Origin of the sequence: Nocardia brasiliensis IFM 10847 (assembly GCF_000710915.1) — a bacterium.
Taxonomy (GTDB): domain Bacteria; phylum Actinomycetota; class Actinomycetes; order Mycobacteriales; family Mycobacteriaceae; genus Nocardia; species Nocardia brasiliensis_A.
The window spans coordinates 20,219-41,827 of the sequence record NZ_BAUA01000010.1 but is presented as its reverse complement, the minus strand read 5'-3'; the positions used below and the strand labels follow the sequence as shown (position 1 = coordinate 41,827).

Annotated in this window: 25 protein-coding genes; 12 read left to right on the top strand and 13 right to left on the bottom strand. The window is 65.7% G+C overall.

Features of this window, described 5'->3' with window-relative positions:
• Nucleotides 1–197: 197 nt before the first annotated feature.
• The gene (locus NBRGI_RS44890) at nucleotides 198–683 is read right to left on the bottom strand and encodes a phospholipase A2 (protein WP_051727448.1); all 486 of its coding nucleotides are present in this window, start codon (nucleotides 681–683) and stop codon (nucleotides 198–200) included.
• Between the two features lie 317 nt (nucleotides 684–1,000).
• Here NBRGI_RS44890 and NBRGI_RS02605 point away from each other — a divergent pair, with 317 nt between their 5' ends.
• Nucleotides 1,001–1,816 carry a lysozyme gene (locus tag NBRGI_RS02605; protein ID WP_235210829.1) on the top strand — a complete coding sequence of 272 codons (816 nt, stop codon included), beginning with the start codon at nucleotides 1,001–1,003 and terminating at the stop codon, nucleotides 1,814–1,816.
• A gap of 6 nt (nucleotides 1,817–1,822) precedes the next feature.
• Here NBRGI_RS02605 and era read toward each other — a convergent pair whose 3' ends face one another.
• The 6 genes from era to NBRGI_RS02575 form a co-directional block, all read right to left on the bottom strand.
• Nucleotides 1,823–2,740, bottom strand: a complete 918-nt coding sequence (era, locus tag NBRGI_RS02600; protein ID WP_029892633.1) for a GTPase Era — start codon at nucleotides 2,738–2,740, stop codon at nucleotides 1,823–1,825.
• Complete coding sequence (locus NBRGI_RS02595) at nucleotides 2,733–3,113, bottom strand: hypothetical protein (protein ID WP_029892632.1); 381 nt, start codon at nucleotides 3,111–3,113, stop codon at nucleotides 2,733–2,735. The genes era and NBRGI_RS02595 overlap by 8 nt, the downstream gene beginning before the upstream one ends.
• Nucleotides 3,110–4,471, bottom strand: coding sequence for a hemolysin family protein (locus NBRGI_RS02590; protein ID WP_029892631.1), 1,362 nt, complete (start codon nucleotides 4,469–4,471; stop codon nucleotides 3,110–3,112). Before NBRGI_RS02590 ends, NBRGI_RS02595 begins: the two co-directional genes overlap by 4 nt.
• On the bottom strand, nucleotides 4,468–5,022 hold the full coding sequence (ybeY, locus tag NBRGI_RS02585; RefSeq protein WP_014982750.1) for an rRNA maturation RNase YbeY: 555 nt from the start codon (nucleotides 5,020–5,022) through the stop codon (nucleotides 4,468–4,470). The genes NBRGI_RS02590 and ybeY overlap by 4 nt, the downstream gene beginning before the upstream one ends.
• Nucleotides 5,023–5,096: 74 nt before the next feature.
• The gene (locus NBRGI_RS02580; protein WP_029892630.1) at nucleotides 5,097–6,158 is read right to left on the bottom strand and encodes a PhoH family protein; all 1,062 of its coding nucleotides are present in this window, start codon (nucleotides 6,156–6,158) and stop codon (nucleotides 5,097–5,099) included.
• Nucleotides 6,159–6,317: 159 nt separating this feature from the next.
• Nucleotides 6,318–7,253, bottom strand: a complete 936-nt coding sequence (locus NBRGI_RS02575; RefSeq protein ID WP_029892629.1) for a LysR family transcriptional regulator — start codon at nucleotides 7,251–7,253, stop codon at nucleotides 6,318–6,320.
• A gap of 149 nt (nucleotides 7,254–7,402) precedes the next feature.
• Between NBRGI_RS02575 and NBRGI_RS02570 the strand changes: the two genes are divergently transcribed.
• Entirely contained in the window at nucleotides 7,403–8,644 is a 1,242-nt protein-coding gene (locus NBRGI_RS02570; RefSeq protein WP_029892628.1) for an MFS transporter, read from the top strand.
• Nucleotides 8,645–8,651: 7 nt separating this feature from the next.
• Here the strand turns inward: NBRGI_RS02570 and NBRGI_RS02565 are convergent, their stop codons facing one another.
• The 3 genes from NBRGI_RS02565 to hrcA all read right to left on the bottom strand — a co-directional run bounded on the left by NBRGI_RS02565 (nucleotide 8,652) and on the right by hrcA (nucleotide 11,725).
• Entirely contained in the window at nucleotides 8,652–9,401 is a 750-nt protein-coding gene (locus tag NBRGI_RS02565) for a 16S rRNA (uracil(1498)-N(3))-methyltransferase (RefSeq protein ID WP_029892627.1), read from the bottom strand.
• Nucleotides 9,402–10,556 carry a molecular chaperone DnaJ gene (gene dnaJ, locus NBRGI_RS02560; RefSeq protein ID WP_029892626.1) on the bottom strand — a complete coding sequence of 385 codons (1,155 nt, stop codon included), beginning with the start codon at nucleotides 10,554–10,556 and terminating at the stop codon, nucleotides 9,402–9,404.
• Between the two features lie 137 nt (nucleotides 10,557–10,693).
• The gene (gene hrcA / locus NBRGI_RS02555) at nucleotides 10,694–11,725 is read right to left on the bottom strand and encodes a heat-inducible transcriptional repressor HrcA (RefSeq protein ID WP_029892625.1); all 1,032 of its coding nucleotides are present in this window, start codon (nucleotides 11,723–11,725) and stop codon (nucleotides 10,694–10,696) included.
• A 356-nt stretch (nucleotides 11,726–12,081) separates the two neighbouring features.
• On the opposite strand from hrcA, the gene NBRGI_RS02550 reads away from it, so the two are divergent.
• The 4 genes from NBRGI_RS02550 (at nucleotide 12,082) to NBRGI_RS02535 (ending at nucleotide 14,677) form a co-directional block, all read left to right on the top strand.
• The gene (locus NBRGI_RS02550) at nucleotides 12,082–12,546 is read left to right on the top strand and encodes a YbaB/EbfC family nucleoid-associated protein (protein ID WP_158439753.1); all 465 of its coding nucleotides are present in this window, start codon (nucleotides 12,082–12,084) and stop codon (nucleotides 12,544–12,546) included.
• 2 nt (nucleotides 12,547–12,548) lie between these two features.
• Entirely contained in the window at nucleotides 12,549–12,890 is a 342-nt protein-coding gene (locus NBRGI_RS02545; RefSeq protein WP_029892623.1) for a type VII secretion target, read from the top strand.
• On the top strand, nucleotides 12,890–13,786 hold the full coding sequence (locus NBRGI_RS44885; RefSeq protein WP_051727445.1) for a hypothetical protein: 897 nt from the start codon (nucleotides 12,890–12,892) through the stop codon (nucleotides 13,784–13,786). Before NBRGI_RS02545 ends, NBRGI_RS44885 begins: the two co-directional genes overlap by 1 nt.
• Before the next feature lie 708 nt (nucleotides 13,787–14,494).
• Nucleotides 14,495–14,677, top strand: a complete 183-nt coding sequence (locus NBRGI_RS02535) for a hypothetical protein (RefSeq protein ID WP_029892621.1) — start codon at nucleotides 14,495–14,497, stop codon at nucleotides 14,675–14,677.
• A 141-nt stretch (nucleotides 14,678–14,818) separates the two neighbouring features.
• Here the strand turns inward: NBRGI_RS02535 and NBRGI_RS49805 are convergent, their stop codons facing one another.
• Nucleotides 14,819–15,265, bottom strand: a complete 447-nt coding sequence (locus NBRGI_RS49805) for a DUF6301 family protein (protein ID WP_441918994.1) — start codon at nucleotides 15,263–15,265, stop codon at nucleotides 14,819–14,821.
• Here NBRGI_RS49805 and NBRGI_RS02530 point away from each other — a divergent pair.
• Both NBRGI_RS02530 and NBRGI_RS02525 read left to right on the top strand, forming a co-directional pair.
• On the top strand, nucleotides 15,256–15,786 hold the full coding sequence (locus NBRGI_RS02530; protein WP_051727444.1) for a DUF6301 family protein: 531 nt from the start codon (nucleotides 15,256–15,258) through the stop codon (nucleotides 15,784–15,786). The genes NBRGI_RS49805 and NBRGI_RS02530 overlap by 10 nt on opposite strands.
• A gap of 44 nt (nucleotides 15,787–15,830) precedes the next feature.
• Nucleotides 15,831–16,061, top strand: a complete 231-nt coding sequence (locus NBRGI_RS02525; protein ID WP_029892619.1) for a hypothetical protein — start codon at nucleotides 15,831–15,833, stop codon at nucleotides 16,059–16,061.
• A gap of 18 nt (nucleotides 16,062–16,079) precedes the next feature.
• Here NBRGI_RS02525 and NBRGI_RS02520 read toward each other — a convergent pair whose 3' ends face one another.
• Both NBRGI_RS02520 and NBRGI_RS02515 read right to left on the bottom strand, forming a co-directional pair.
• A complete protein-coding gene (locus NBRGI_RS02520) occupies nucleotides 16,080–17,057 on the bottom strand; it encodes a hypothetical protein (protein WP_148310653.1) in 978 nt (325 codons plus the stop codon).
• Between the two features lie 329 nt (nucleotides 17,058–17,386).
• Nucleotides 17,387–17,926, bottom strand: coding sequence for a DUF4254 domain-containing protein (locus tag NBRGI_RS02515; RefSeq protein WP_235210835.1), 540 nt, complete (start codon nucleotides 17,924–17,926; stop codon nucleotides 17,387–17,389).
• Between the two features lie 252 nt (nucleotides 17,927–18,178).
• Between NBRGI_RS02515 and NBRGI_RS02510 the strand changes: the two genes are divergently transcribed.
• The 4 genes from NBRGI_RS02510 (at nucleotide 18,179) to NBRGI_RS02500 (ending at nucleotide 21,605) form a co-directional block, all read left to right on the top strand.
• Nucleotides 18,179–19,069, top strand: coding sequence for a helix-turn-helix domain-containing protein (locus tag NBRGI_RS02510; RefSeq protein WP_029892616.1), 891 nt, complete (start codon nucleotides 18,179–18,181; stop codon nucleotides 19,067–19,069).
• A 230-nt stretch (nucleotides 19,070–19,299) separates the two neighbouring features.
• On the top strand, nucleotides 19,300–19,869 hold the full coding sequence (locus NBRGI_RS46040; protein ID WP_081877891.1) for a DUF3558 domain-containing protein: 570 nt from the start codon (nucleotides 19,300–19,302) through the stop codon (nucleotides 19,867–19,869).
• Nucleotides 19,870–19,911: 42 nt separating this feature from the next.
• The gene (locus tag NBRGI_RS02505) at nucleotides 19,912–20,391 is read left to right on the top strand and encodes a hypothetical protein (protein WP_036557147.1); all 480 of its coding nucleotides are present in this window, start codon (nucleotides 19,912–19,914) and stop codon (nucleotides 20,389–20,391) included.
• The gene (locus tag NBRGI_RS02500; protein ID WP_029892614.1) at nucleotides 20,388–21,605 is read left to right on the top strand and encodes a WXG100 family type VII secretion target; all 1,218 of its coding nucleotides are present in this window, start codon (nucleotides 20,388–20,390) and stop codon (nucleotides 21,603–21,605) included. Before NBRGI_RS02505 ends, NBRGI_RS02500 begins: the two co-directional genes overlap by 4 nt.
• The last annotated feature ends 4 nt before the right edge of the window (nucleotides 21,606–21,609 follow it).

Sequence of the window (21,609 nt, the reverse complement as noted above, 5' to 3'; positions counted from 1 at the left end):
CTCGGCTGGCCGAGCGTGAACGTCTCCGCCGCTTCACTGGCGCGGGCCTCCCCGTCGGCGCACAACTGATGGGCACCGCCGACACCGAGCCCCTCCTGATTTCTGTTGCCACACAACTGGAATCAGAATTGCACTGGGACGCCACCGTCCCGGGCCATGGCGGACGGCCGCCGGAGCATCGGCTCGATGCGTCGCACTCAGTCCAGGTGAGTGACGGTTACTGCGGCCCAGTAGATTTCGGCGGTGGCTTTGCAGGTTTGCAGGGCGGTGCCGGAGGTGCCGTAGGCGTAGCTGCAGTTGGTGATCATGTCGGTGCGCAGGGCGGAGTTGCAGGCGGTGTAGTCGGTGCCTGCGGCGTCGGCGCGGTCGTAGCACATGTCGTGGCGGGCGCAGGGACCGCGGAAGTCGGCGGCGAAGTAGCTGTCGGGGGCGGAGGTGCAGTAGTCGTGCCGGGCGACGGGTTTCAGCTTCGTGTTGTACACGTAGTCGCTGGGCACGCCGACGAACGCCGTGGCCATCGAACGTGACTGCGGGACAGGTTCGCCCGGGTACACCTTGGAGGCGGCTTCGGCGGCGGGGTCGAGCGGGTACTCCGGGGTCGGGGTCGCGGCCGCGTAGCCGGAGGTCAGGAGCAGCGCGGCGGGAAAGGTCAGACAGACGAGAGCCACATCACGGATCCTCATGCCGAGTACCTGACACCGCGCGCATTGCCGGAGCCGACCGATTCGACCAATAGCGTGTTAACCGCGCCTTAAATACCTTTCACGCGACGGTACATTTCGCGGAGTCGCCGATATCCGAAACCGGGCCCCGCGCACGACAATTCACCGATTACGGGCAATTCGGAGAAATTTCGCTCCGCCCCAGATTCGTTCCAGTGGCTCTCTATCGGCCCGGCTTAGCGTCACGACCGCCTCCGCGATTGCGGCCCACCGCAAACATATTCGGGCGAGGCCGCGCCACCTCCATGTCGAATCGGTGAACTACAGAGGGGATATCGGTGAATCTCAACAGAAGACGCACACTGTCGGCAGCCTTGTTCGCGGGTTTGGCCACCCTGCTCGTGACCGTCCCGGCCACCGCGGACCCGGCGCCCACCGAACAGGGCGACGACCACACGCTGGGCTCGCAGATCGTGGTGCACGAAGGCGCGGGCGCCGGGGATCCCAGCCAGGAGCGTTCCCTGTCCGCCGGATCGGTGGAGGGCATCGACGTGTCCCGCTACCAAGGCGACGTGGACTGGAAGAGCTATTGGGACAACGGGATTCGCTTCGCTTATATCAAGGCGAGCGAATCCACCAACGTCACCAACCCGTACTTCGCCTCCCAGTACAACGGATCGTACAAGCAGGGTTTGATCCGCGGCGCATACCATTTCGCCATCCCGAGCAGCTCGAGCGGAGCGAGCCAGGCGGACTACTTCATCGCGCACGGCGGCGGCTGGTCGCGCGACGGCAAGACGCTGCCGGGCGCGCTCGACCTCGAATACAACCCGTACGACAAGAACAACCAGTGCTACAGCAAGTCGCAGAGCGCCATGGCGTCCTGGATCCACGACTTCAGCAACCGCTATCACGGCAGCACCGGACGCTGGCCGGTGATCTACACCTCCACCAGTTGGTGGAGCCTTTGTGTCGGCACCGCAGGCGATTTCAGCGCGGACAGCCCGCTGTGGGTTGCCCGCTACAACTCGACCGTGGGCGCCCTGCCGTTCAATTGGCGGGTGTACAGCTTCTGGCAGTACACCTCGACCCCGCTGGACAAGAACCGATTCAACGGCGATCTGTCCCAGTTACAGGCGATCGCCAACGGCTGATCAGGCCTAGAATCCCAGCCGGCCCAGCTGTTTCGGGTCGCGCTGCCAGTCCTTGGCGACCTTGACATGCAGGTTGAGATAGATCCGGGTGCCGAGGATGTGCTCGATCTGCTTGCGCGCGTTGGTGCCGACTTCCTTGAGCCGAGCCCCGCCCTTACCGATGATGATCGACTTCTGGCTGGGGCGTTCGACATAGAGGATCGCGTGCACGTCGAGCATGTCCTCGCGCTCCTCGTACGGCAGGACCTCCTCGATCACCACGGCGAGCGAGTGCGGCAGCTCGTCGCGGACGCCCTCGAGCGCCGCCTCGCGGATGAGCTCGGCCATCAGGGTTTCCTCCGGCTCGTCGGTGAGCTCACCGTCGGGGTAGAACGCCGGCCCCTCCGGCATTTTCGCGGCGATGACGTCGACGAGCACCTCTATCTGCTCGTTCTTCACCGCCGACACGGGCACCACATCGGCGTCCGGGCCGAGCAGCTGCGAGAGCGCGAGCAGTTGCTCGGCGATCTGGTCCCGGCTCACCTTGTCGATCTTGGTGACGACGCCGAGCACGGTCGTCTTCGGTGCCATCTGCTTGATCTGCTGCACGATCCAGCGGTCGCCCGGGCCGATCTTCTCGTCCGCGGGCACACAGAGCGCGATCACGTCGACTTCCGAATACGTATCGCGCACAAGGTCGTTCAACCGCTGACCGAGCAGGGTGCGGGGCCGGTGCAAGCCCGGCGTGTCGACCAGGATCAGTTGCGTGTGCTCCCGGTGCACGATGCCGCGAATGGTGTGCCGGGTGGTCTGCGGGCGCGACGAGGTGATCGCGATCTTCTGCCCGACCAGCGCATTGGTCAGGGTCGACTTGCCGGTATTCGGCCTGCCGACGAAACACACGAATCCGGAACGGAATTCGCCCGCGCCCTTGGCGTCAGCCACCGCGCACCTCGCCGGCGGGCTGGCCGTCGACCGCGAGTTCCGCGTCGTCGACGATCTCGAAGACGGCGCCGTCCCGGTCGGTGAAGATGATCTTGGCGTCCGGCGACACCTCACGCACCGCGGTGACGCCGTAGTCGGACAGCCGCCCGCTGACCACCACGGCCGCCTCGAAACCCTCTGCGCCGCTGGAGATCGCGGCCGCCACCGCGGCCTGGAGCGCGGTCAGGCGCAACGCGGCCAGGCCCACCTCGCCCGCCGCGTAGGTGCGGCCGTCGGTGTCCCGGATCGCCGCGCCGCTGGCGCCGCCGGTGCGTCCCATCGCACCGCGCGCCAGGACGAGCAGCTTGTTGTCCTCGGGATCCAGTTCGGTCATTCGGAATCTCCGTCCTCATGTCGACCGGCCGGGGTGTCCCGATCCGATCCGTTGCCCTTGCGTTTGCCGTTCGACTTCTCGTCGCCGTCCGCGTTCTGCGATTTGTCCGTCGCCTTGCGCACCACCACGGTGTGCACCCGCACCCGCCCGCGGGTGTCGGCGCCGCCCTCGCCGCGCAGCACCAATCCGTGCACCACGACCTCGGAGCCGGGCAACGGCACGCGGCCCAGCTCGTGTGCCAGCAAGCCGCCGACGGTGTCGACGTCCTCGTCCTCGATATCGAGCCCGTACAGCTCGCCGAGGTCCTCGACGGGCAGCCGCGCGGACACGCGATAGCGGCCGTCCCCCAGGTCTTCGATGGGCGGCGTCTCGTCGGTGTCGTATTCGTCGGCGATCTCGCCGACGATCTCCTCGAGCACGTCCTCGATCGTCACCAAACCGGCGATGCCGCCGTATTCGTCCACCAGCAGCGCCATATGGTTACGCCTGCGCTGCATTTCGTCGAGCAGGCTGTCCAGCGGCTTGGAGTCCGGCATGAACACCGCGGGCCGCATCACCTCGCGCACCAGCACCTTGCGGCCCCGTTCCGCGTACGGCACAAGGTCTTTCAAGTAGACGACGCCGAGAATGTCATCGACGTTCTCGCCGATCACCGGGATCCGGGAGTGGCCCGAGCGCACCGCGAGCGACATCGCCTGCGCCGCAGTCTTGTCCGCCTCGATCCAGACCATCTCGGTGCGCGGCACCATCACCGCGCGGGCCGCGGTGTCGCCGAGCTCGAAGACCGACTGGATCATTCGGCGTTCGTCGTCGGCCACCACACCGCGCTCGCCGGCCATCTCGACCACTTCGCGCAGTTCGATCTCGGAGGCGAAGGGGCCGTTGCGGAATCCCTTACCGGGGGTGATCGCGTTACCGAGCAGGATGAGCAGCCGGCTGAGCGGGCCGAGCAACGCGCCGATGAACTGCAGCGGCAGCGCCGCGGCCAACGCGATCGAATAGGCGTGCTGGCGGCCGAGGGTACGCGGGCCCACCCCGATCACCACGTACGACACCAGCACCATGACGATCGCGGTGACGAGCAGCGCCCAGTCGTCGGCCCAGACGACGAGCAGCCCGGCGGCGAGCAGCACGGTGGCGCCGATTTCGCACAGAATGCGCAGCAGCACCATGAGATTCACGTAGCGGGCGCGGTCGGCGACGATCCGGCTGAGCCGCACCGCGCCGGGCCGATCCGCCCGCACCATATCGTCGACCCGCGCCGGCGAGATGGTATTCAATGCCGAATCGACGCCCGCGAACACGCCGCCCACCGGGACGAGCAGGACGGCGAGCAGGATCAGGGTCAGCGAATTCACGCGGGTCCCAGTGCGTCACCCGGTGTGGTGAAGCCCGCCTTCCCCAGCAACCTGGCGTCCCGGGCGGCGAGTTCGGCACGCCGCTGCGCTTCACGCAGGCTCTCGTACCACTCCTCGAGCAGCCGGGCCTGCAGGGCGAACATTTCCTTCTCCTCTTCCGGCTCGGCGTGGTCATAGCCGAGCAGATGGAGTACGCCGTGCACCGTGAGCAATGCGAGTTCGTGGTCCAGCGAGTGTCCGGCCTTGCGGGCCTGGCCCGCCGCGAACTCGGGGCACAGCACGATGTCGCCGAGCATGGACGGACCGGGCTCGGGGCTGTCCGGGCGCCCGCCCGGCTCGAGCTCGTCCATCGGGAAGGACATCACGTCGGTGGGACCGGGCAGGTCCATCCAGCGCATGTGCAGGTCGGCCATGGTGTCGAGATCGACGAGCACCATGGACAGTTCCGCGGCCGGGTGCACGTCCATCCGGGTGATCACGAAGCGCGCGACACTGACCAGATCTTCTTCGGGTACGTCGATACCCGACTCGTTGGCGATCTCGATGCTCACCCGGTCAGCCTAATGCCGCAGGTCGACACCCGATGCCGTCGGGTGTCGACCGAACGACCGACATGCGGCGCATATCAGCGCCGATCGCCTCGACTCGCCGCTCTGCGCTGTGCCCGGTTGCCCGGATAGTGCGGGCCGACCTGCGGCCTGGCCTCCGCCTCGGCCCGGTCGTAGGCATCGACGATATCCGCGACCAGCCGGTGCCGGACCACGTCGCTGCTGGTGAGTTGCGCGAAGTGGATATCCTCGATATCGGTCAGGATCTCGCTGGCCGCCCGCAGCCCGGAGCGGGCGCCGGTGGGCAGGTCGACCTGGCTGACGTCACCGGTCACCACGATCTTCGAGCCGAACCCGAGCCGGGTGAGGAACATCTTCATCTGCTCGGCCGTGGTGTTCTGCGCCTCGTCGAGCACGATGAACGAGTCGTTCAACGTGCGACCACGCATGTACGCCAGCGGCGCGACCTCGATCACCCCGGCCGCCATCAGCTTCGGAATGGCCTCGGGATCCATCATGTCGTGCAGCGCGTCGTAGAGCGGGCGCAGGTACGGATCGATCTTCTCGTTCAGCGTGCCCGGCAGGAAGCCGAGCCGCTCCCCCGCTTCCACCGCGGGGCGGGTGAGGATGATCCGGGTGACCTGCTTGGTCTGCAGCGCCTGCACGGCCTTGGCCATCGCCAGATACGTCTTGCCGGTACCGGCCGGACCGATGCCGAACACGATGGTGTTGGCGTCGATCGCGTCGACGTAGCGCTTCTGGTTCAGGGTCTTGGGCCGGACGGTCTTGCCGCGCCGGGACAGGATGTCCAAGCTGAGCACCTCGGCCGGGGACTCCGAAGAGCCTTCCGTGAGCATCGAAACGGTGTGTCGCACCGCCTCCGGGGTCACCACTCGGTTCCGACCCGTGAGCGCGACGAGCTGTTCGATCACTCGCTCGGCGAGCGCGACATCGGCCGCTTTGCCGGTCAGGGTGACGGAATTGCCACGGACATGGATGTCCGCGTCGAGCAACTCTTCGAGTTCACGCAGATTCTGGTCGGCCGAACCGAGGAACGGGAACACGGATTCGGGAGCGAGTTCGATACTGGAACGCACGGTACGTGCTGCGGGCCCCGAGCCGCTGTCTTCGGCACCGATTCCGGCTGCGGAGGTTGTCGGGTCGCCGATCTCGCCTTGTGTTCTCAAAAGTGGCTATAGCCTGCTTTCCGGTCTCGACGTGCTGCTGTGTTGAAGAAAGTTTAACGCGCCCCACCGACACCGCCCAGTGAATAAGCCGCTAACGGAAGGACCAGGTGATCACGGGATTCCCCGCCGCCGCTGCGCCCAATCCTCGGTGAAATCACGAAACCGTCGCGCCGCCCCCGAGGCCGGTGTCGCGGCCGACCACACCAACCCGACCTCCCTGGTCGCGCCGGCGTCCGCGAGCGGGATCAGCACCGGCCCGGCCAGGCGCGCGTCCGCCTTCGCACCGGCCACCCGCGGCGAGGTCGCCGGACCCGGGTCCTCCTCGGGCAGCACCCCGACCCCGAGACCTGCGGCGACCAGACCCGCGACGGTGACCAGGTCGCTGGCCTCGAACGAGATCCGCGGACGCAGGTCGGCGGCGGCGCTCAACTGATCGACGATGCGGCGCATGCCGAAACCGGGATGCATGGTGATGAAGTCCTCGTCCGAGACCTCGTCGAGGCGCACCTGCCTGCGGCCGACGAGCCGGTGGTCGGCGGGCACGGCCAGCGCGAGCCGCTGACGCAGCAGCCCGCGCCAGCCGATGCCGGACATGGTCGGGCGGGGCGAGACGATGCCGAGATCCGAAGTCCCGCTGAGGACATCGTCGTTCACCATTTCCGCAGGGCCCTGTCGCAGCGCGAAAGTGATGCGGGCCGAGCCGCGCCGGAATTCGCCGACCAGTTGCGGCACCAGCCAGCCGCCGAAGGAATGCAGAAAAGACAGGCGCACAACACCATTGGCGGGACTGTTCAAATCGGCGATGGACTTGGCCGCGGTGTCGAGTTCGGATTGCGCGCGCCGGGCCTGCTCGTAATAGATGCGGCCGAACTCGTTGAGCACGATGCGTTTGCCCCGGCGATCGAAGAGTTCGACGCCGAGCCGGCGTTCCAGCCGGCCGAGCATGCGAGACAGGGTCGGTTGTGTGAGGTGCAGGCGTTCGGCCGCCGCCCCGACCCGTTCCAGTTCGGCGAGCGTGATGAACCACTCCAGATCCTCGCCCAGCATCTGCCACACCTTTCCCGGGTGACGAGTGTCACATCCCGTCGCAGGACCGCTACCTGCACAAAGAGCCCTCGCTATATGCACTGAGCGCATGAACCCCATCATTATTATTCATTTCCCTTCGGAAAGGTCGAGGGGCGATCCTGAAACCCATGACCCTGACGAAGACCCGGCCCGCCGCCGGGGGCCGCACCACGCATGAACGCCGGATCGCCGCCGCGCTGTTCGCGGCGGGGCTGGCCACCTTCGCGACCATGTACAGCGCGCAGGCCCTGCTGCCCAGCCTCTCCGAGGCGTTCGACGCCACGCCCGCCCATGCGGCGCTTGCGGTTTCGCTCACCACCGGGATGCTCGCGCTGGCCATCATCCCGGTGAGCGCGCTGTCCTCCCGGATCGGCCGCACCAGGGTGATGACCGTCTCCGCGGTGACCTCGGCGGTGATCGGGCTGCTGCTGCCGTTCAGTCCGTCGCTGGAGGTGCTGCTGACCGGGCGGGCGCTGCAAGGCCTGACCCTGGCCGGGGTGCCTGCCGTGGCGATGGCCTACCTGGCCGAGGAGATCGGTGCCGCGGGGCTCGGTGCGGCGATGGGCGTCTATATCGCGGGCACCAGCATGGGCGGGCTGGCCGGTCGGGTGATTCCGGCGTTCACACTGGGCCTGGGTTCGTGGCGCTGGGCCGAGGCCACCATCTCGGTCGCGGCAGCGCTGTGCACCGTGTGGTTCGTCCGCAGTCTGCCGCCCTCCCGCGGTTTCGTCGCCCGACCGGCCGGAATCCGCACGGTGCTGGGCGATCTCGCCGTCCAGCTGCGCCACCGCGGACTACTCGCGCTGTTCGGGCTGGCCCTGGTGCTCGTCGGCACCTTCGTCTCGCTCTACAACTTCCTCGGCTATCGGCTGACCCAGCCGCCCTTCGAATTGCCCGACGCGGTAGCGGGTTTGGTGTTTCTGCTCTATCTGGCGGGCACCGCGGTCGCGACCGTCGCCGGGCGGCTCGCCGATCGCGTCGGCCGGCACCGCGTGCTCGCGGGCACGGTGATGCTCATGGGACTCGGATTGGCGCTGACCATTCCGGACAACCTCATTGTGCTCATTCTCGGGATGTCCCTGTGCACCGCAGGATTTTTCGGGGCGCACACTGTCGCCAGCGCCTGGGTGGGCGCCATGGCATCGGGTAATCGCGGTGCCGCGTCGTCGCTGTACCTGTTCTCGTTCTACGTGGGCAGCGCCGTCGTCGGCGGCGCGGGCGGGGTCGCCTACACCCACTACGGCTGGGCCGGTCTCACCGTGGGCGTCGCCGTGCTGCTGCTCATCGCGTTGATCCTGGTGGGCGCCTTGGCGATCCACAGTTCGGCGCGAGTGCCCGCACGGCCGGCCGAAGCCGAACCGGCCGCATGACATCTCCCTAGCTCGCGTCCCAGCGAGGGGTCAACGCGCCGAGCGCGCCGAGCGCAACCGCAGCGGCGGTCGACGTACGCAGCACCGTGGGGCCGAGCAGCACGATATCCGCACCCGCCGCGGTGCAGGCGGTGAGTTCGACCTCGTCGAGACCGCCTTCGGGCCCGACGATCAGCACCACTTCGGGGACACCGTCGAACGGCAGCGCGGTGAAACGGGCGGTGCCCGATTCGTGCAGCGCCGCGACGATCGCGCCGTCCGCCTTGGCCTTCCGGATCAGCTCGAGCACATCGCGGGTGCGATGCAGATCGGCGACCTCGGGGATGTAGGCGCGGCGGGACTGTCGCGCGGCCGAGCGCGCGGCGGCCCGCCACTTCTCGACAGCCTTGCCCGCCTTGCCTTCCCAGTTCGCGATGCAGCGCGCGGCCTGCCACGGCACGATCGCGTCGGCACCGGCCTCGGTCATCAATTCGACCGCCAGTTCCGACCGATCGGACTTCGGCAACGCCTGCACCACCGTCACCCGCGGCGTCACCGGCGCCGCCAGCGCACGGTTCAGCACCCGCAGTTCCAGCCGGTCACGTTGGGCCGCAACCACTTCCGATTCGGCGAGCACACCGCGCCCGTCCGACAGCGTGATCGGCTCGCCGACCCGGATGCGGCGCACCGTCGCGGCGTGCCTGCCCTCCGGGCCGTCGAGCACGGCGAGGGCGCCCGGCTCGGGCACCTCGTCGAGGTAGAAGACCGTCGCAGCCAATCAGCGCCCGCTGAACGAAGCCCGCAGCCGGGCGAACAACCCGCTGTTGTGCTCGGACTGCGTCGACATGACCTCGGCGCGTTCGTTCGGGCGGGTGCCCTTGTACTTGCGCAGCAGGTCGGTCTGCTTGCTGTCCAGCTTGCTCGGGATGACGATGTCCAGGTGCGCGAGCAGGTCGCCGCGCGCACCGGAACGCAGCCGCGGCATGCCGTGGCCGCGCAGCACCGAGACCTCGCCGGGCTGAGTGCCGGGCGCGATGGTGAGTTCGGTCGGGCCGTCGAGGATGGTGTCGATCACCACGGTGGTGCCCAGCGTGGCGTCGACCATCGGCACGCGGATCGTGCAGTGCAGGTCGTCACCGTCACGGACGAACACATCGTGCGGCTGCTCGACGATCTCCACGTACAGGTCGCCCGCGTGCCCGCCGCCGGGACCGACCTCGCCCTGCGCGGCCAAGCGCACCCGCATACCGTTCGCGACACCCGCGGGGATCGGCGCCGCGATCTCCCGCCGCGCGCGCACCCTGCCGTCGCCGCCGCACTTGTGGCACGGATCAGGAATGGTCTCGCCGGCGCCACGGCAGGTCGGGCACGGGCGCGAGGTGAGCACCTGCCCCAGGAACGAGCGCTGCACGGACTGCACCTCGCCTGCGCCACCGCAGGTTTCGCAGCGCACCGGCTTCGACTTGCCGTGGGTGCCCGCGCCGGTACACACGTCGCAGAGGATCGCGGTGTCGACGGTCAGGTGCTTGGTCACGCCCACCGCGCACTCGGCCAGGCTCAACCGGGTCCGCAGCAGCGAATCCGCGCCCGGCTGCACCCGCCCGCGCGGCTTGCGGGTGCCACCCGAGGCGCCGCTCATGCCACCGAAGAACGCCTCGAACACGTCGCCGAGCCCGCCGAAACCGGCGCCCGAGAAGCCCGCGCCGCCACCACCGGATTCCAGCGGGTCGCCGCCCATGTCGACGACGCGCCGCTTCTCCGGATCCGACAGCACCTCGTAGGCGGCCGACACTTCCTTGAACCTGGCCTGCGCCACCTCGTCGGGGTTGACGTCGGGGTGGAGCTCGCGAGCCAGCTTGCGATAGGCGCGCTTGATCTCCTGGTCGGTCGCGTTCTTCGCGACGCCGAGCAGTCCGTAGTAGTCCCGTGCCACTTGAGTTCTCTAGTCCTTGGTCGTTCTCGACAGTGCCCGACGGTGCCTTCACCGTTCCAACCGCATGCCCAGCATTAGTCGGATGCACTCAACTTTATCCGGCCGGAGGTTCGAGGGTAGCAGCGGCATCGGAGCCGTCAGCGTTCGGCGAGGACCTCGCCGATATAGCGGGCCACGGCCGCGACCGAAGCGATGGTGCCCGGGTAGTCCATCCGCGTGGGACCGAGCACACCCATGCCGCCCAGGATGGTGCTCGCCGTGCCGTAGCCGGTCGACACCACCGAGGTACCGCGCATCTGCTCGACCTGCGTCTCCTCGCCGATCCGCACGGTCACGGTGCCGGGCTGCTGCGCGGCCGCGAGCAGTTTGAGCACGATGACCTGCTCCTCGAGCGCCTCGAGCACGTCACGCAGCGAACCCGGGAACCCGAAGTCCGCCGCGTTGCGGGTCAGGTTCGCCGTGCCGCCGAGCACCAGACGCTCTTCGGGATGCTCCACCAGCGTCTCCACCAGCACCGTCGACACCCGGATCAGCACGTCCCGCAGGCGCGGCGGCGCCCCCTCGGGCAGCTCCGCCACCGCGGCCGACGCCGCGGCCAGCCGCTTGCCGTCCATCGCCCCACCGAGCATGCCGCGCAACGCCGCCAAATCCTCGTCATCGATCAGCGCGCCCAACTCCACCAGACGCTGATCGACCCGCCCCGTATCGGTGATCACCACGAGCAACAGCCGCGCCGGATTCAACGCGACCACCTCGATGTGCCGCACCGTCGACACCGACACCGACGGATACTGCACCACCGCGACCTGCCTGGTCAGCTGTGCCAGCAGCCGCACCCCGCGGCGCAGCACATCGTCCAGATCGACGCCCGACTCCAGGAACTCCATGATCGCCCGGCGCTCCGCCCCCGAAAGCGGCTTCACCTCCGCGATCCGGTCCACGAACTGCCGATAGCCCTTGTCCGTCGGGATCCGGCCCGAGCTGGTGTGCGGTTGCGTGATGTAGCCCTCCGCCTCCAGCACCGCCATATCGTTGCGCACCGTCGCACTGGAAACGCCCAGATTGTGCCGCTCCACCAGGCTCTTCGACCCGATCGGCTCCTTCGTCGCCACATAGTCCGCGACGATCGCGCGCAGGACCTCGAAGCGCCTGTCCTCGGTGCTCGACATGGCCCCACCTCCTCGCTTCGTCCTCGGGCACGCCACCGACAACCCGATCCCATCGCACAACACCCTGTGCATCCCGGTCCGTCTGGTTAACCAGTCTAAATGCCTATACCCGATTCGCCCCGCTCGCACACCGGGGGGGTGCGAACGCCCGCCGCCGTGGTCTCAGCACCGGTCGCCGAGGACGCGGCCGGGAACCTGAAACTCGATGGAACCGATCGCCGCCGCCCTGCGTCAGAGTGAGTATCAGATCGAATCCGGATGCGGTGCGCACCACCGAACCCGCGATCGACGTACGCCGCCTTGGATACGGTGCTCGATGACTGCACGCGAAAACTGTTATGTACGAAGGGGGATGGATGCCCGACGCTCTGGACAACGCCATCAGCGGCCTCGCCCAATGGTCCGAAGATCTGGAACGCAAGGCGCAGCGGTTTCGAAGTCTGCAAAGCAGGATGGATGCAACCAGGGTGACCGAGACATCCGACGGTAACCGCATCAGCGTGACCGTCGACAGCAACGGCGTCCCTACCGATATCCAGCTGTCCTCTGCCACAAAGGGTATGGATCCATCGGCAGTCTCGACGGAGCTGATGGCGACGTTGGGTCGAGCTCAGGCGAAGCTGCGCCACGTGGTGACTGAACTGGTACACGACATGGTCGGCGCGGACGCGATCGGTGCCAGCGTCTTGTCGCGGTACGCCGAGCGCTTTCCTGATCACGACTCTTTCCCTGCCACATCCGAACCCGAGCCAGAACCTGCAGCAGCTATGGACCCCGCCGACGAGGACGAGTACTACCGCAACAAGCGTTGGATGGAGTAGCAATGGGAAACGAGCAGCTTCAGGTCGTCACCGACCAACTACGCACGCACGCATCCACCGTCCAGGGATACCTGGGCACCCTGACAGACGCCGTAGAAGCCGCTGATTACCTCGGGAATGCCGATGACGGCTACGGGTGGATGATCCGCTCCCTGGTCAATTCACTGCTGGAGGACAACAACCGCGGCGCGGTCGAAGCTATCGCCAAAGCCGCTGGCGAGACCGCTGAGCTTCCCGGCAAACTCGGCACCGTCTCCGACAAATTCGACGAGTGGGACAAGACGTGGGCACGCGCACTCGATGAGCTACGCAACGCTATCGACCGCACGCGGCAAGGGCGCTGATGAGCACACAAATCGGCAAGTACATCAACGAGAATGTGCTCACCGTCGGCCTGAACGACGCGCCCAAACCGGAAAACAACCCACTCATCGTCGGCAACAGCGACTTCCGCGACGAGTACTTCCAGGAGACGCTGTTCCCCTACCACAATGTTGGGTTATCGAAGGACGAGAACGGCGTTCTGGAGATCCTGAAGGGTACGACTGCCGGTGACGCGTGGCAGGCGTACTCGGACCTCAAGGGCGCCAAGACACTCGATGCCGCCTTGGGTGGTGTAAAACTCGGCCTGGACGCCCACGAAGTGTTCACCGATCCCTTCGGCTACGTCGGTGGCCAGATCGCGGGCTGGATGTTCGAGCACATCGAGCCCTACCGCAAGGTGCTCGACGGCTTGGCCGGTAACCCAGACATGGTCGAGGCATACGCCGACTCCTGGGGCGAAATCTCAAAAGCCTTGACGGGATTGACTGGTGATTGGCAGAAAGCACTGCAGACGGAGACCGCGGACTGGACCGGTGCCGCTGCAGATGCCTATCGTCGGCGTGCCACCGAGATGACCGACCACATCAATGCCGCAGGCGGTGTCGCTGCGAGCATGTCGGAGCTTCTCTCGAAAGCGAAAGAGATCGTCGGCGCGATCCGTGGTTTGATCGGCGATATCTGCGCAAGCCTCGCGGGCGCCCTGGTCGCCTACACACTCGAACTCGTGCTGAGCGCCGGCGCAGCCGGTCCGTACGTTGCAGCCGCTGTACTGCAGCGCATCGGCCGCGACGGGGTCAAAATCACCGCGCTACTGATCAAACTCCGCAAAGCTCTGGCGGATCTGATGCCGTATGTGCAGCAGATCGGCGGTGTGATCCTGAAACTACTCGAGCCGAAAGAGGAGGCGCCAGCGTAGTGCGCAAGCTTATCGGCCCTATCCACATTGAGATCCAGGCGAGGTCGTGAGCATGCTTCGGTCGGCACATGCGAGATCGTCGGCGAGCTTCCACACAACTTTGCCAAGTATCAGCGAGGTGAAGTCATGAGCAATCCGTTCGGGGGACAACAGCAATGGACGAACGGTCCCGGCGAATACCCGCCAAGGCCGAGCGGCCCACCGCAGCACGGGTTTCCACCACCCCACGTTGGCCAACAACCGCCGACGGTGAGCCAACCACCCCGCGGACACTTTCCCTCGGAGGGCCCCTCGCATACGGGCTCACAGACCGATCCTCGATACCTGCCACCCCCGGCTCCGCCTACGCCGCAGGGCAATCCACCTCAGTCCGCGTGGCAACAGTTCATCAACGCCGACCCCATGCCCGCCGGGTACACACCGCCGCCGATGCCTGACCCCAATGCGTTCGTGCCAGAGGCAGGTCCGACCGGGATAGCCGTCAACACCTCCTGTAAGCCGAGGCTGGGGGTACAGATCCTGACACGACCCATGATTCACGTGAATGGACAGCTGGTACCAGAGACCGGTTGGGGGACAACGCATATACCGGTCGGACCTGGTCGGCATCACATCAAGATCGAAACCGGTCCTTTCCCGAAATGGTGGCCCTTCAGCGGATTTCTGGGCAGCAGCGGAACCCCCACGATCGGAGAAGCGGAAGCCGTCGTGCCCGTGGCCGACGGTTACCGCACCCCCGTCTTCTACCGCACCCCAATAATCAACATGTTCATCGGCACGATCGGGCCTGTCCCGCAGAAGGCCCGCGGCATGCTCTGGGCCTACTTCGTCTGGGCACTGTGCGCAGTACTCGTGTTCTTCATGCTGTACGCCTTCCTCTCTCCCAAGTGACCACTGAACACGGCGGTATCGTGCCAGTATCGTTGCGCTACAAATAGTTTCGTAAACGTCCAGCTGAGACGGAATACAGACTCGGGGTTGCCCGGAAATCTTCGGCCGCGCTCCCATACCCCTGGGTCGTCACCCGCCAGATCATCGTTCGATCTGTAGACCTCGCGCACGAAGTTCATCGATCACTCCCCAGCTGTCCCACCTAAACACCGAAGCAACGAGCCCGATGTCTAGTAGCAGCAGTACCCCGATGAATTGTGGCGCATGCCAGAAAACTTTCGAATCAGGCTCGGTTGCTCGAAGAAGGGGGCGACCCAAGAGCACATCAAGGGATACGGCAGCATCAGCAAATGCCCCCGCTAGATATTGCCGTGACGGCGTCGCGGCAACGTCCGAGAGATGCACCGCAACCTGGTCAATCTTTCCGTCCATGATCTGTCGAACTACCGTGGCCGGCCGGCTCGGGTGACTACGAGCGCCTCGCGGCCAGGATCGCGACCGGGCTGCGCGACGGGTTCGGGATACCGGAACCGCGACGGCTGATCTACCGGGCGTGGAACGAGCGGGACGGCAATCGCATGGTCGAATTGCCGCTCCTCGGCATCGCTTACGGGGAACCGAGCGTGTCCGACTTGGATACGCCCCGCGAGCAGCGCGTGATGGGTGATGAGGACATCATCGAGTTGGCGAACAAACTGTATACGTTGCGATGGCCATGGCGGATGGACTACCTCGTCATGCTGGACGTATTCCGTTGGCGGGATCCGATGATCAGATCGCCAGACTGGGTTCGGTTCGATGCCGGGCTGGGTTCCGGTACCTGTGACGTGATCGGCCGGGCTGGGGACGCAGAGCGCATCGAGGTTGCGGTGACCACGCTCTTCCCCGACGACGCGGAGGGCTGGGCGGGTATCGACGACGCGTTCACCCGGATGAGTTCCACGCTGATTGCGGCTATCGGCGAGCCCACTGCCCGGATAGCTGGCAAGTTTCCTGAAATCCGTTGGGGTGGAGTTGAAAACACCTTGCGGCTGACCAACCTGGGGGTGATGGTCCACCTGGACCTGGTGACCAATGAATGGTTGGCGGAATTCGACGTGGCACACTGAGCAGACGGCGAGTAACGAGCCGGCGGTCGAAATCACTTGGGGGAATGATGGCTTTGTATGCGGAAATCCGGAAGGTCAACGAAGACAACCAGTTTGTACGTTACGCGTATACAGATGCGGGTGGCGCGGAGCAGACGGTGTTGTTGAACAAGACGGCGGAGACGATTTCGCTGGAGAGTGGTGTCGAGAACATGCTCTATCGCGCGGTGGCGCGGAAGATCGCTTCGGCTTGGTTGAGCGGATCGGTGCCGGAGCGCATGACCGTGCAGTCCTGACCGGTACTGCTGCGGCGCCTATGGCACCGAGAGGAGGACCGCGGGGACGAGCTGGGCGGTTTGGGCGCAGGCGTCGAAGGGGAAGGGCGGGCTGGCGGGGGCGATGTTCATCGATACGTGGATGAGGTGGGCGTTGTTGGCGGTGGGCGGGTCGGCGCGGCGGTAGTTGAGGGTGATTGCGCAGCTGGTGTTTTGGCGGGTGGGGTCGGTGGATTGGACGGTGCGCAGCTCGGTGCCGGTGAGACCCTCGAGGGTGAGGTGGCGGCCGTACTGGATGGATTGGCCGCCGTCGACGCCGGACGGAAGCCGCAGGACCTCCCCGGTTTTCACCATCTGCTCGTTGTTACGTTCGAACGAGACCTCGACGGTCACGCGGTGCGAACCACCGGGCTGGACGATGGTGATCGCGCACTTATAGGCCTTGCTCCAGCCGACCGAGGTCATCTTCCAGCCGAGGAACTGCGCGCTGATCTGGGGTTCGGCGGCGCACGGATCACGTTGCGCCAGTGACCTTCCGGTCGGTTCGGCGATGGGATGAGGCGGGAGGGCGAGGAGGCTGTCGAGGGTTGCGGCGAGATAACCCTTGGTGAACTGGCAGGGTTGCGACCACGGGACGGGCGACTTTTTCGGGCCGGTGACCTTGGCGACGGTGACCGTGTGCGCGAAACCGGTGTCGTCGGCCGGGATTCGATAGTCGCAGCGGTACGCCTCGGGCCTGCTGTCGTCGCTGACCGCGCTGCGGTAGACGGTGCGGCCGTTGATCAGCTCGGGCTTGTCCAGCGCCTGCTTGTCGGCGGTGTACAACTTGTCGAGCTCTACGTTGAAGTAGTAGATCGCGTCCGGATCGTCGGCCGCCGTGATCGACATGCCACAGCCGGTCCAACTGCCACCGCGCTCCCAGCCGGGGGCACGGTCGAAATTCTGGAATGTGCCGAGGCGTTGAGCGATATCGCGATTCAACAGCGTGCACGCATCGGTGGCCCGTATTCGCGCCATGAGATCGCCGGTACCTGGTGCGATAGCGGCTAATTCGGCCGAACCGGGAATACCCGACGAGGCCTTCGCGGCTTTCGGAGCGCTGACTTCCACGCTGGTTTGTACGGTGTCTCCCGTGGTGATGGTGCCGCAGCCGCACAGCGCGGTGACAACCACGCCTATCACCGCCACGGTCGACCATTGCCGTCTGCCGCCCACGATCACCGGCAACTCCCTCGGCTTATCGAACGATCTCCGGCAGGTTAACCGACCGGAAGTCGCCGCTCTATCGGTTCACGAATACCCGACACTGCCAACCCGAATCGTTACCGTGCGAATACAATTCATGATCAAGATCCGCTCGGCAGACGACGCCGGCCGATCGCGAGTTCGGCGACGAGATCTTCGTAGCCGACCGCCAACTCGGCCAACCGCTCCCACGCGAACCAGATGTCCCAGTCGGATTCGGCGGCCAGCGCGGCTTCGGCGCAGGCGGTGAGCCGGGCCAGCCGGTCGAGCACGGCGCCGATCGTCTCGGTGTGCAGGTAGGCGCCGCCGTGCGCGATCGGTAACCGCGGTGCGACCCACCGGTCGATGGCGTGGACCTGCTGAGCACGGTATTCATCGATCTCCCCGGTGATTCGGCGTGCCAAGATCAATCTACGCCGATGCAGCGCGGTCAACTCGCCGGCGGCACGCAGCAACGGGTGGCCGGCGCCCGCGGAATCCCGACAAGCTTGCAGCACTTCACTTCTCGTGGGCAGCGGGCCATTCCCCAGTTGGGTCCCCAGTTGCGCGCCCGAGCCATCGGTCGCCGCGGTGGCGTCCCGCGCACCGCTCATCGCACTGTCCTCGCCGCTACGGAGACCGGCCCGCGCCTGGTCGTACATGGTCAACGTCAACTCCCCCGATCGGTCGCTTGGTGCGCCCGGTCGGTGTGGACCTGGACCCGTTGTCGCCGATAAGGTTTCAGGACTTCGATGACACGGACCGGGGCGCGCGTTCAGTAGAGCACCGGGGATTGATCGGCGGGAACGTCTCGACAGCGAGGCGAAGAGAAAATTCACAGAGTTCCAGGATTCCCGTCCTAGAGGTTCCAGTTGCAACCTGGCCAATAGTGAGCCTTACGAAAGGGAACTGCCGTGACCCCCACCGGATCCACCCTGTCCCGCCGCATTCTGGCACGTCAATTACGCGAGCTTCGCGAAAAAGCAGGCGTCACCGCCGAATACGCCCGGACGTCGATCGGTGTCGCGAAACAAACACTCTGGCGGATGGAGACCGGGCAGCCGGTGCGGTTGAATCCCTTGTTCATCGAGCGACTGTGTCAGGTGTACGGGGCGGACGAAGACATCACCGGGATGCTGCTCGAACTCACCGGCGAAACCCGGCGCAGCGAATGGTGGCATGCCTACGGCGACGCCGTACCGAAGCATTTCGGCACATTCCTCGGCCTGGAAGAGGCTGCGGCGCGGACCATTTCCTACCACGCGACATTGATCCCCGGACTGCTGCAAACCGCGGACTACCACCGTGCGCTGCTCGAGGCGAGTTCGCCCGGCCTGACCGAAGAGGCGGTCGAGCAGCAGATCGAACTGCTCGGCCGCCGGAAGTTCCGGTTGAGCAACCCCGCCGACCCACTGCGCGTCGAGGTGATCGTCGACGAATGCAGCTTGCGGCGCCCGATCGGCGGCCGCACCGTGATGTCGGCTCAGCTGCGGCACCTCGCCCGGGTCGGCCACCTACGCAACGTGTCGATCCGGGTGATCCCGCTCGACACCGCCTACGGCGGACTGGCCGTCGGCCCGTTCGTGATCCTCGAATTCCCCAGCCACCCAACGGCGCAGCTCACCGAACCGCCGATCGTTTACCTGCAAGGGCACCTCGACGCGCAGTACCTCGAAGAAGCCGACGATGTGCGGGCATATCAGCAGACCTACGAGGGCCTGCGGCGCGCTGCGCTCGACGAAACGCGCAGCCGGGCACTCATCAAATCGATCGTGAAATCGACCGTGGCGGAGTATGCGACCTGAAAGTTGCCCCGGCTGCGAGCTGAGCAGGAGTACCGGAGCCGCACGACCGTACGAATCCGGACTCCTGCTGCTCAACGCCTCGGGAGCGGGTGCCAAAAGGCTGCCGACCTGCGCTGGGACGCTTGCACGCAGGTAGACGCAGTGGGTAGCGTCAGGGAGAGCTGACAGGGGGCGGAGAAGCCGGTCCGACCCCGCGCGATCCGAATCGGCACCGGCGGGCGAAGGATCTGATGACGCGCAGGTCGAAGTCTTGGAGGGTGGGGGTCCTCGTGCTGGGTGCGGTGTTCGTGGTGGGGGGATGTGGGCCTTCGGAGGATGGGGACGGGAAGACGACGGGGACGTCGACGGGAGGAACGTCTCTCGCGCCGGATGTTCCGTCTGGATTCGATCCGTGCAAGGACATCCCGCAAAGCGTGCTGGATTCGGAGAAGTTGCGACAGAAGATCACCGACGACTCAAATGCGTCCGGCGGCATCCAATGGCGCGGCTGTCTCTGGGTACAGCCGGACGGCTATGCGAGCAGCATCAGGACGACCAATATAACCGTTGATATGGTGCGCGCTAAGAACTTTGCCGACACCCGTGAATTTACAATCAATGGTCGTCGGGCCATCTCATCACGCCAGTCCGATGACCACGCTGAAGCCGAGTGCACGGTAGATGTGGAGATGAAAAGCGGCAGTCTAGAGTTCGGCCTGACCAATCCAGCATCGAACCGAAATACCGGCCATCTCAACACGTGCGACCTGGCCCGCACTTTGGCCGAGAAGGTTGTTCCGTCAATACCCGCCACTGCATGACTGCGCTACCAGCGTGCGGACGCACCGGGAGGGATAAATTGAATGGGTGACGACAAGGAAAATTCACCGCGACCAATGGCAAACATCATCAATGCCGCGAGCGAGGGAAATCTGGCGGTCACCATGACCCCGGAGGACTTCGTCTATATCGACCGTGATTGTGAGTACTTCAAGGGCGTCATGCGCCAAATCCAGCGCATCATGGCTGAGGTTTCAGACCAGAAGCATTGGGGACTAGGCGAGGATAACGCTCCGATGGTGTCCGCGCGCACCCTAGTCGACCGGTTCAAGACAAAGGCTAGGGGTGCCAACGATGGCAACTCCGTCTGGGAACTAATGGAACAACATTATCGCATCGTGGAAGATATCCAGACGGTTCATCGAACCATTCGGGAAAGAATGATGCAGGCAGACAGCGATTGGGCCGCCGACTTCAATTACAAGAACGAGACGCTCCCGGATCGTCCACCTGCACAGCTTCCTGCCGGACCGTATCTCCTCCCAGATGGGACAGGTCGATGAGTGGTTATGAGCCTATGCAGATTCCCGGCGGCGGTGAACACACCGACAGCTGGGAACACCCAGACATCAAGGATGCCTTCGACCCCCTGAACACCACCGACGCGATCAATCAGGCCGAGAAGTACTGGAAAGTGCACCAACTGTGGGAGCAAGGCGTCGAGACGTTCGCGCGGTCGATCCAGACCTCCATCGCGCAAGCGTGGTCCGGCCCGGCGGCGGAGAAGTCGAAGGAATCGATCGCGAACTACACCAGTGAGGCGCAGACTCTGACGCCTGCTTTGGCTGAACTGCACACCAGGGTTCGCGACGCTGCGACGGCGATCGTGAACACCAAGAAGGCGATTCCGGATCCGGTCATCATCACCTGGACTTCGTGGGGTTGGCCTCCGCGCCGGCGGGATCTGCAGCGGGAGCAGTCCGAAGTAACCCAAAAGGCCCGGGAAGCAATGGATCAGCACTATGTGAAGCCGTTCAGTCAAATGGACGGCAAGATCCCTGTGCTGCCGACCCCAACCAGCCCCACAAAAGCTGTCGACATCCCAGCCCCTCCCCCAGGCGGCTACAACGCCGAGAACACGAGCAGCGGGCAACCTTCGCAGTCCATATCTCCTGGTGCTGATCCTGGTTCGACGAACTCCGCGGTTCCGGGCGATACGAACGGTGACGGGAAACCTGACGGACCGGGAACGGCCGAGCAGCAGACGGATCCGGCGAAGACCGGGGAGCAGACGAACCCGGCTTCGACCACTTCTCCGAGCAGCACGCAGACGCCGTCCAGCACCGCCCCGACGACGCAAAGCCCGAGCACCACGGACCCGGCTAAGACCGTCCCGACAAGTACCGGCACGCCGTACACACCGGGCACGCCAGGCACCCCGGGCACACCCGGCAGCCCGCGCACCTCGGGCAGCCCCGGCTCCCCTGGTTCACCGAGCACCACACCCCAACCAGGCCGCAGCATCCCCGGCACCGGCATCCCCACCACCACCGGTACCTCGCCCACCCCGGCCGCAGCGGCAGCAGCCGCAGCGCGCGGAGCGGCAGGCACGGCCGGCATGGGTGTGCCAGGGGCGGGTGCTCGCGGCAAGTCGGAGGACGACGAGGAGCACAAGATCCCCGACTACCTGATCACGCAGGAGAACACCGACGAACTACTCGGCGAGTTCCCGAAGACGGTGCCCGGCGGCGTGATCGGCGGCGATATCCCTACCTGAGGTA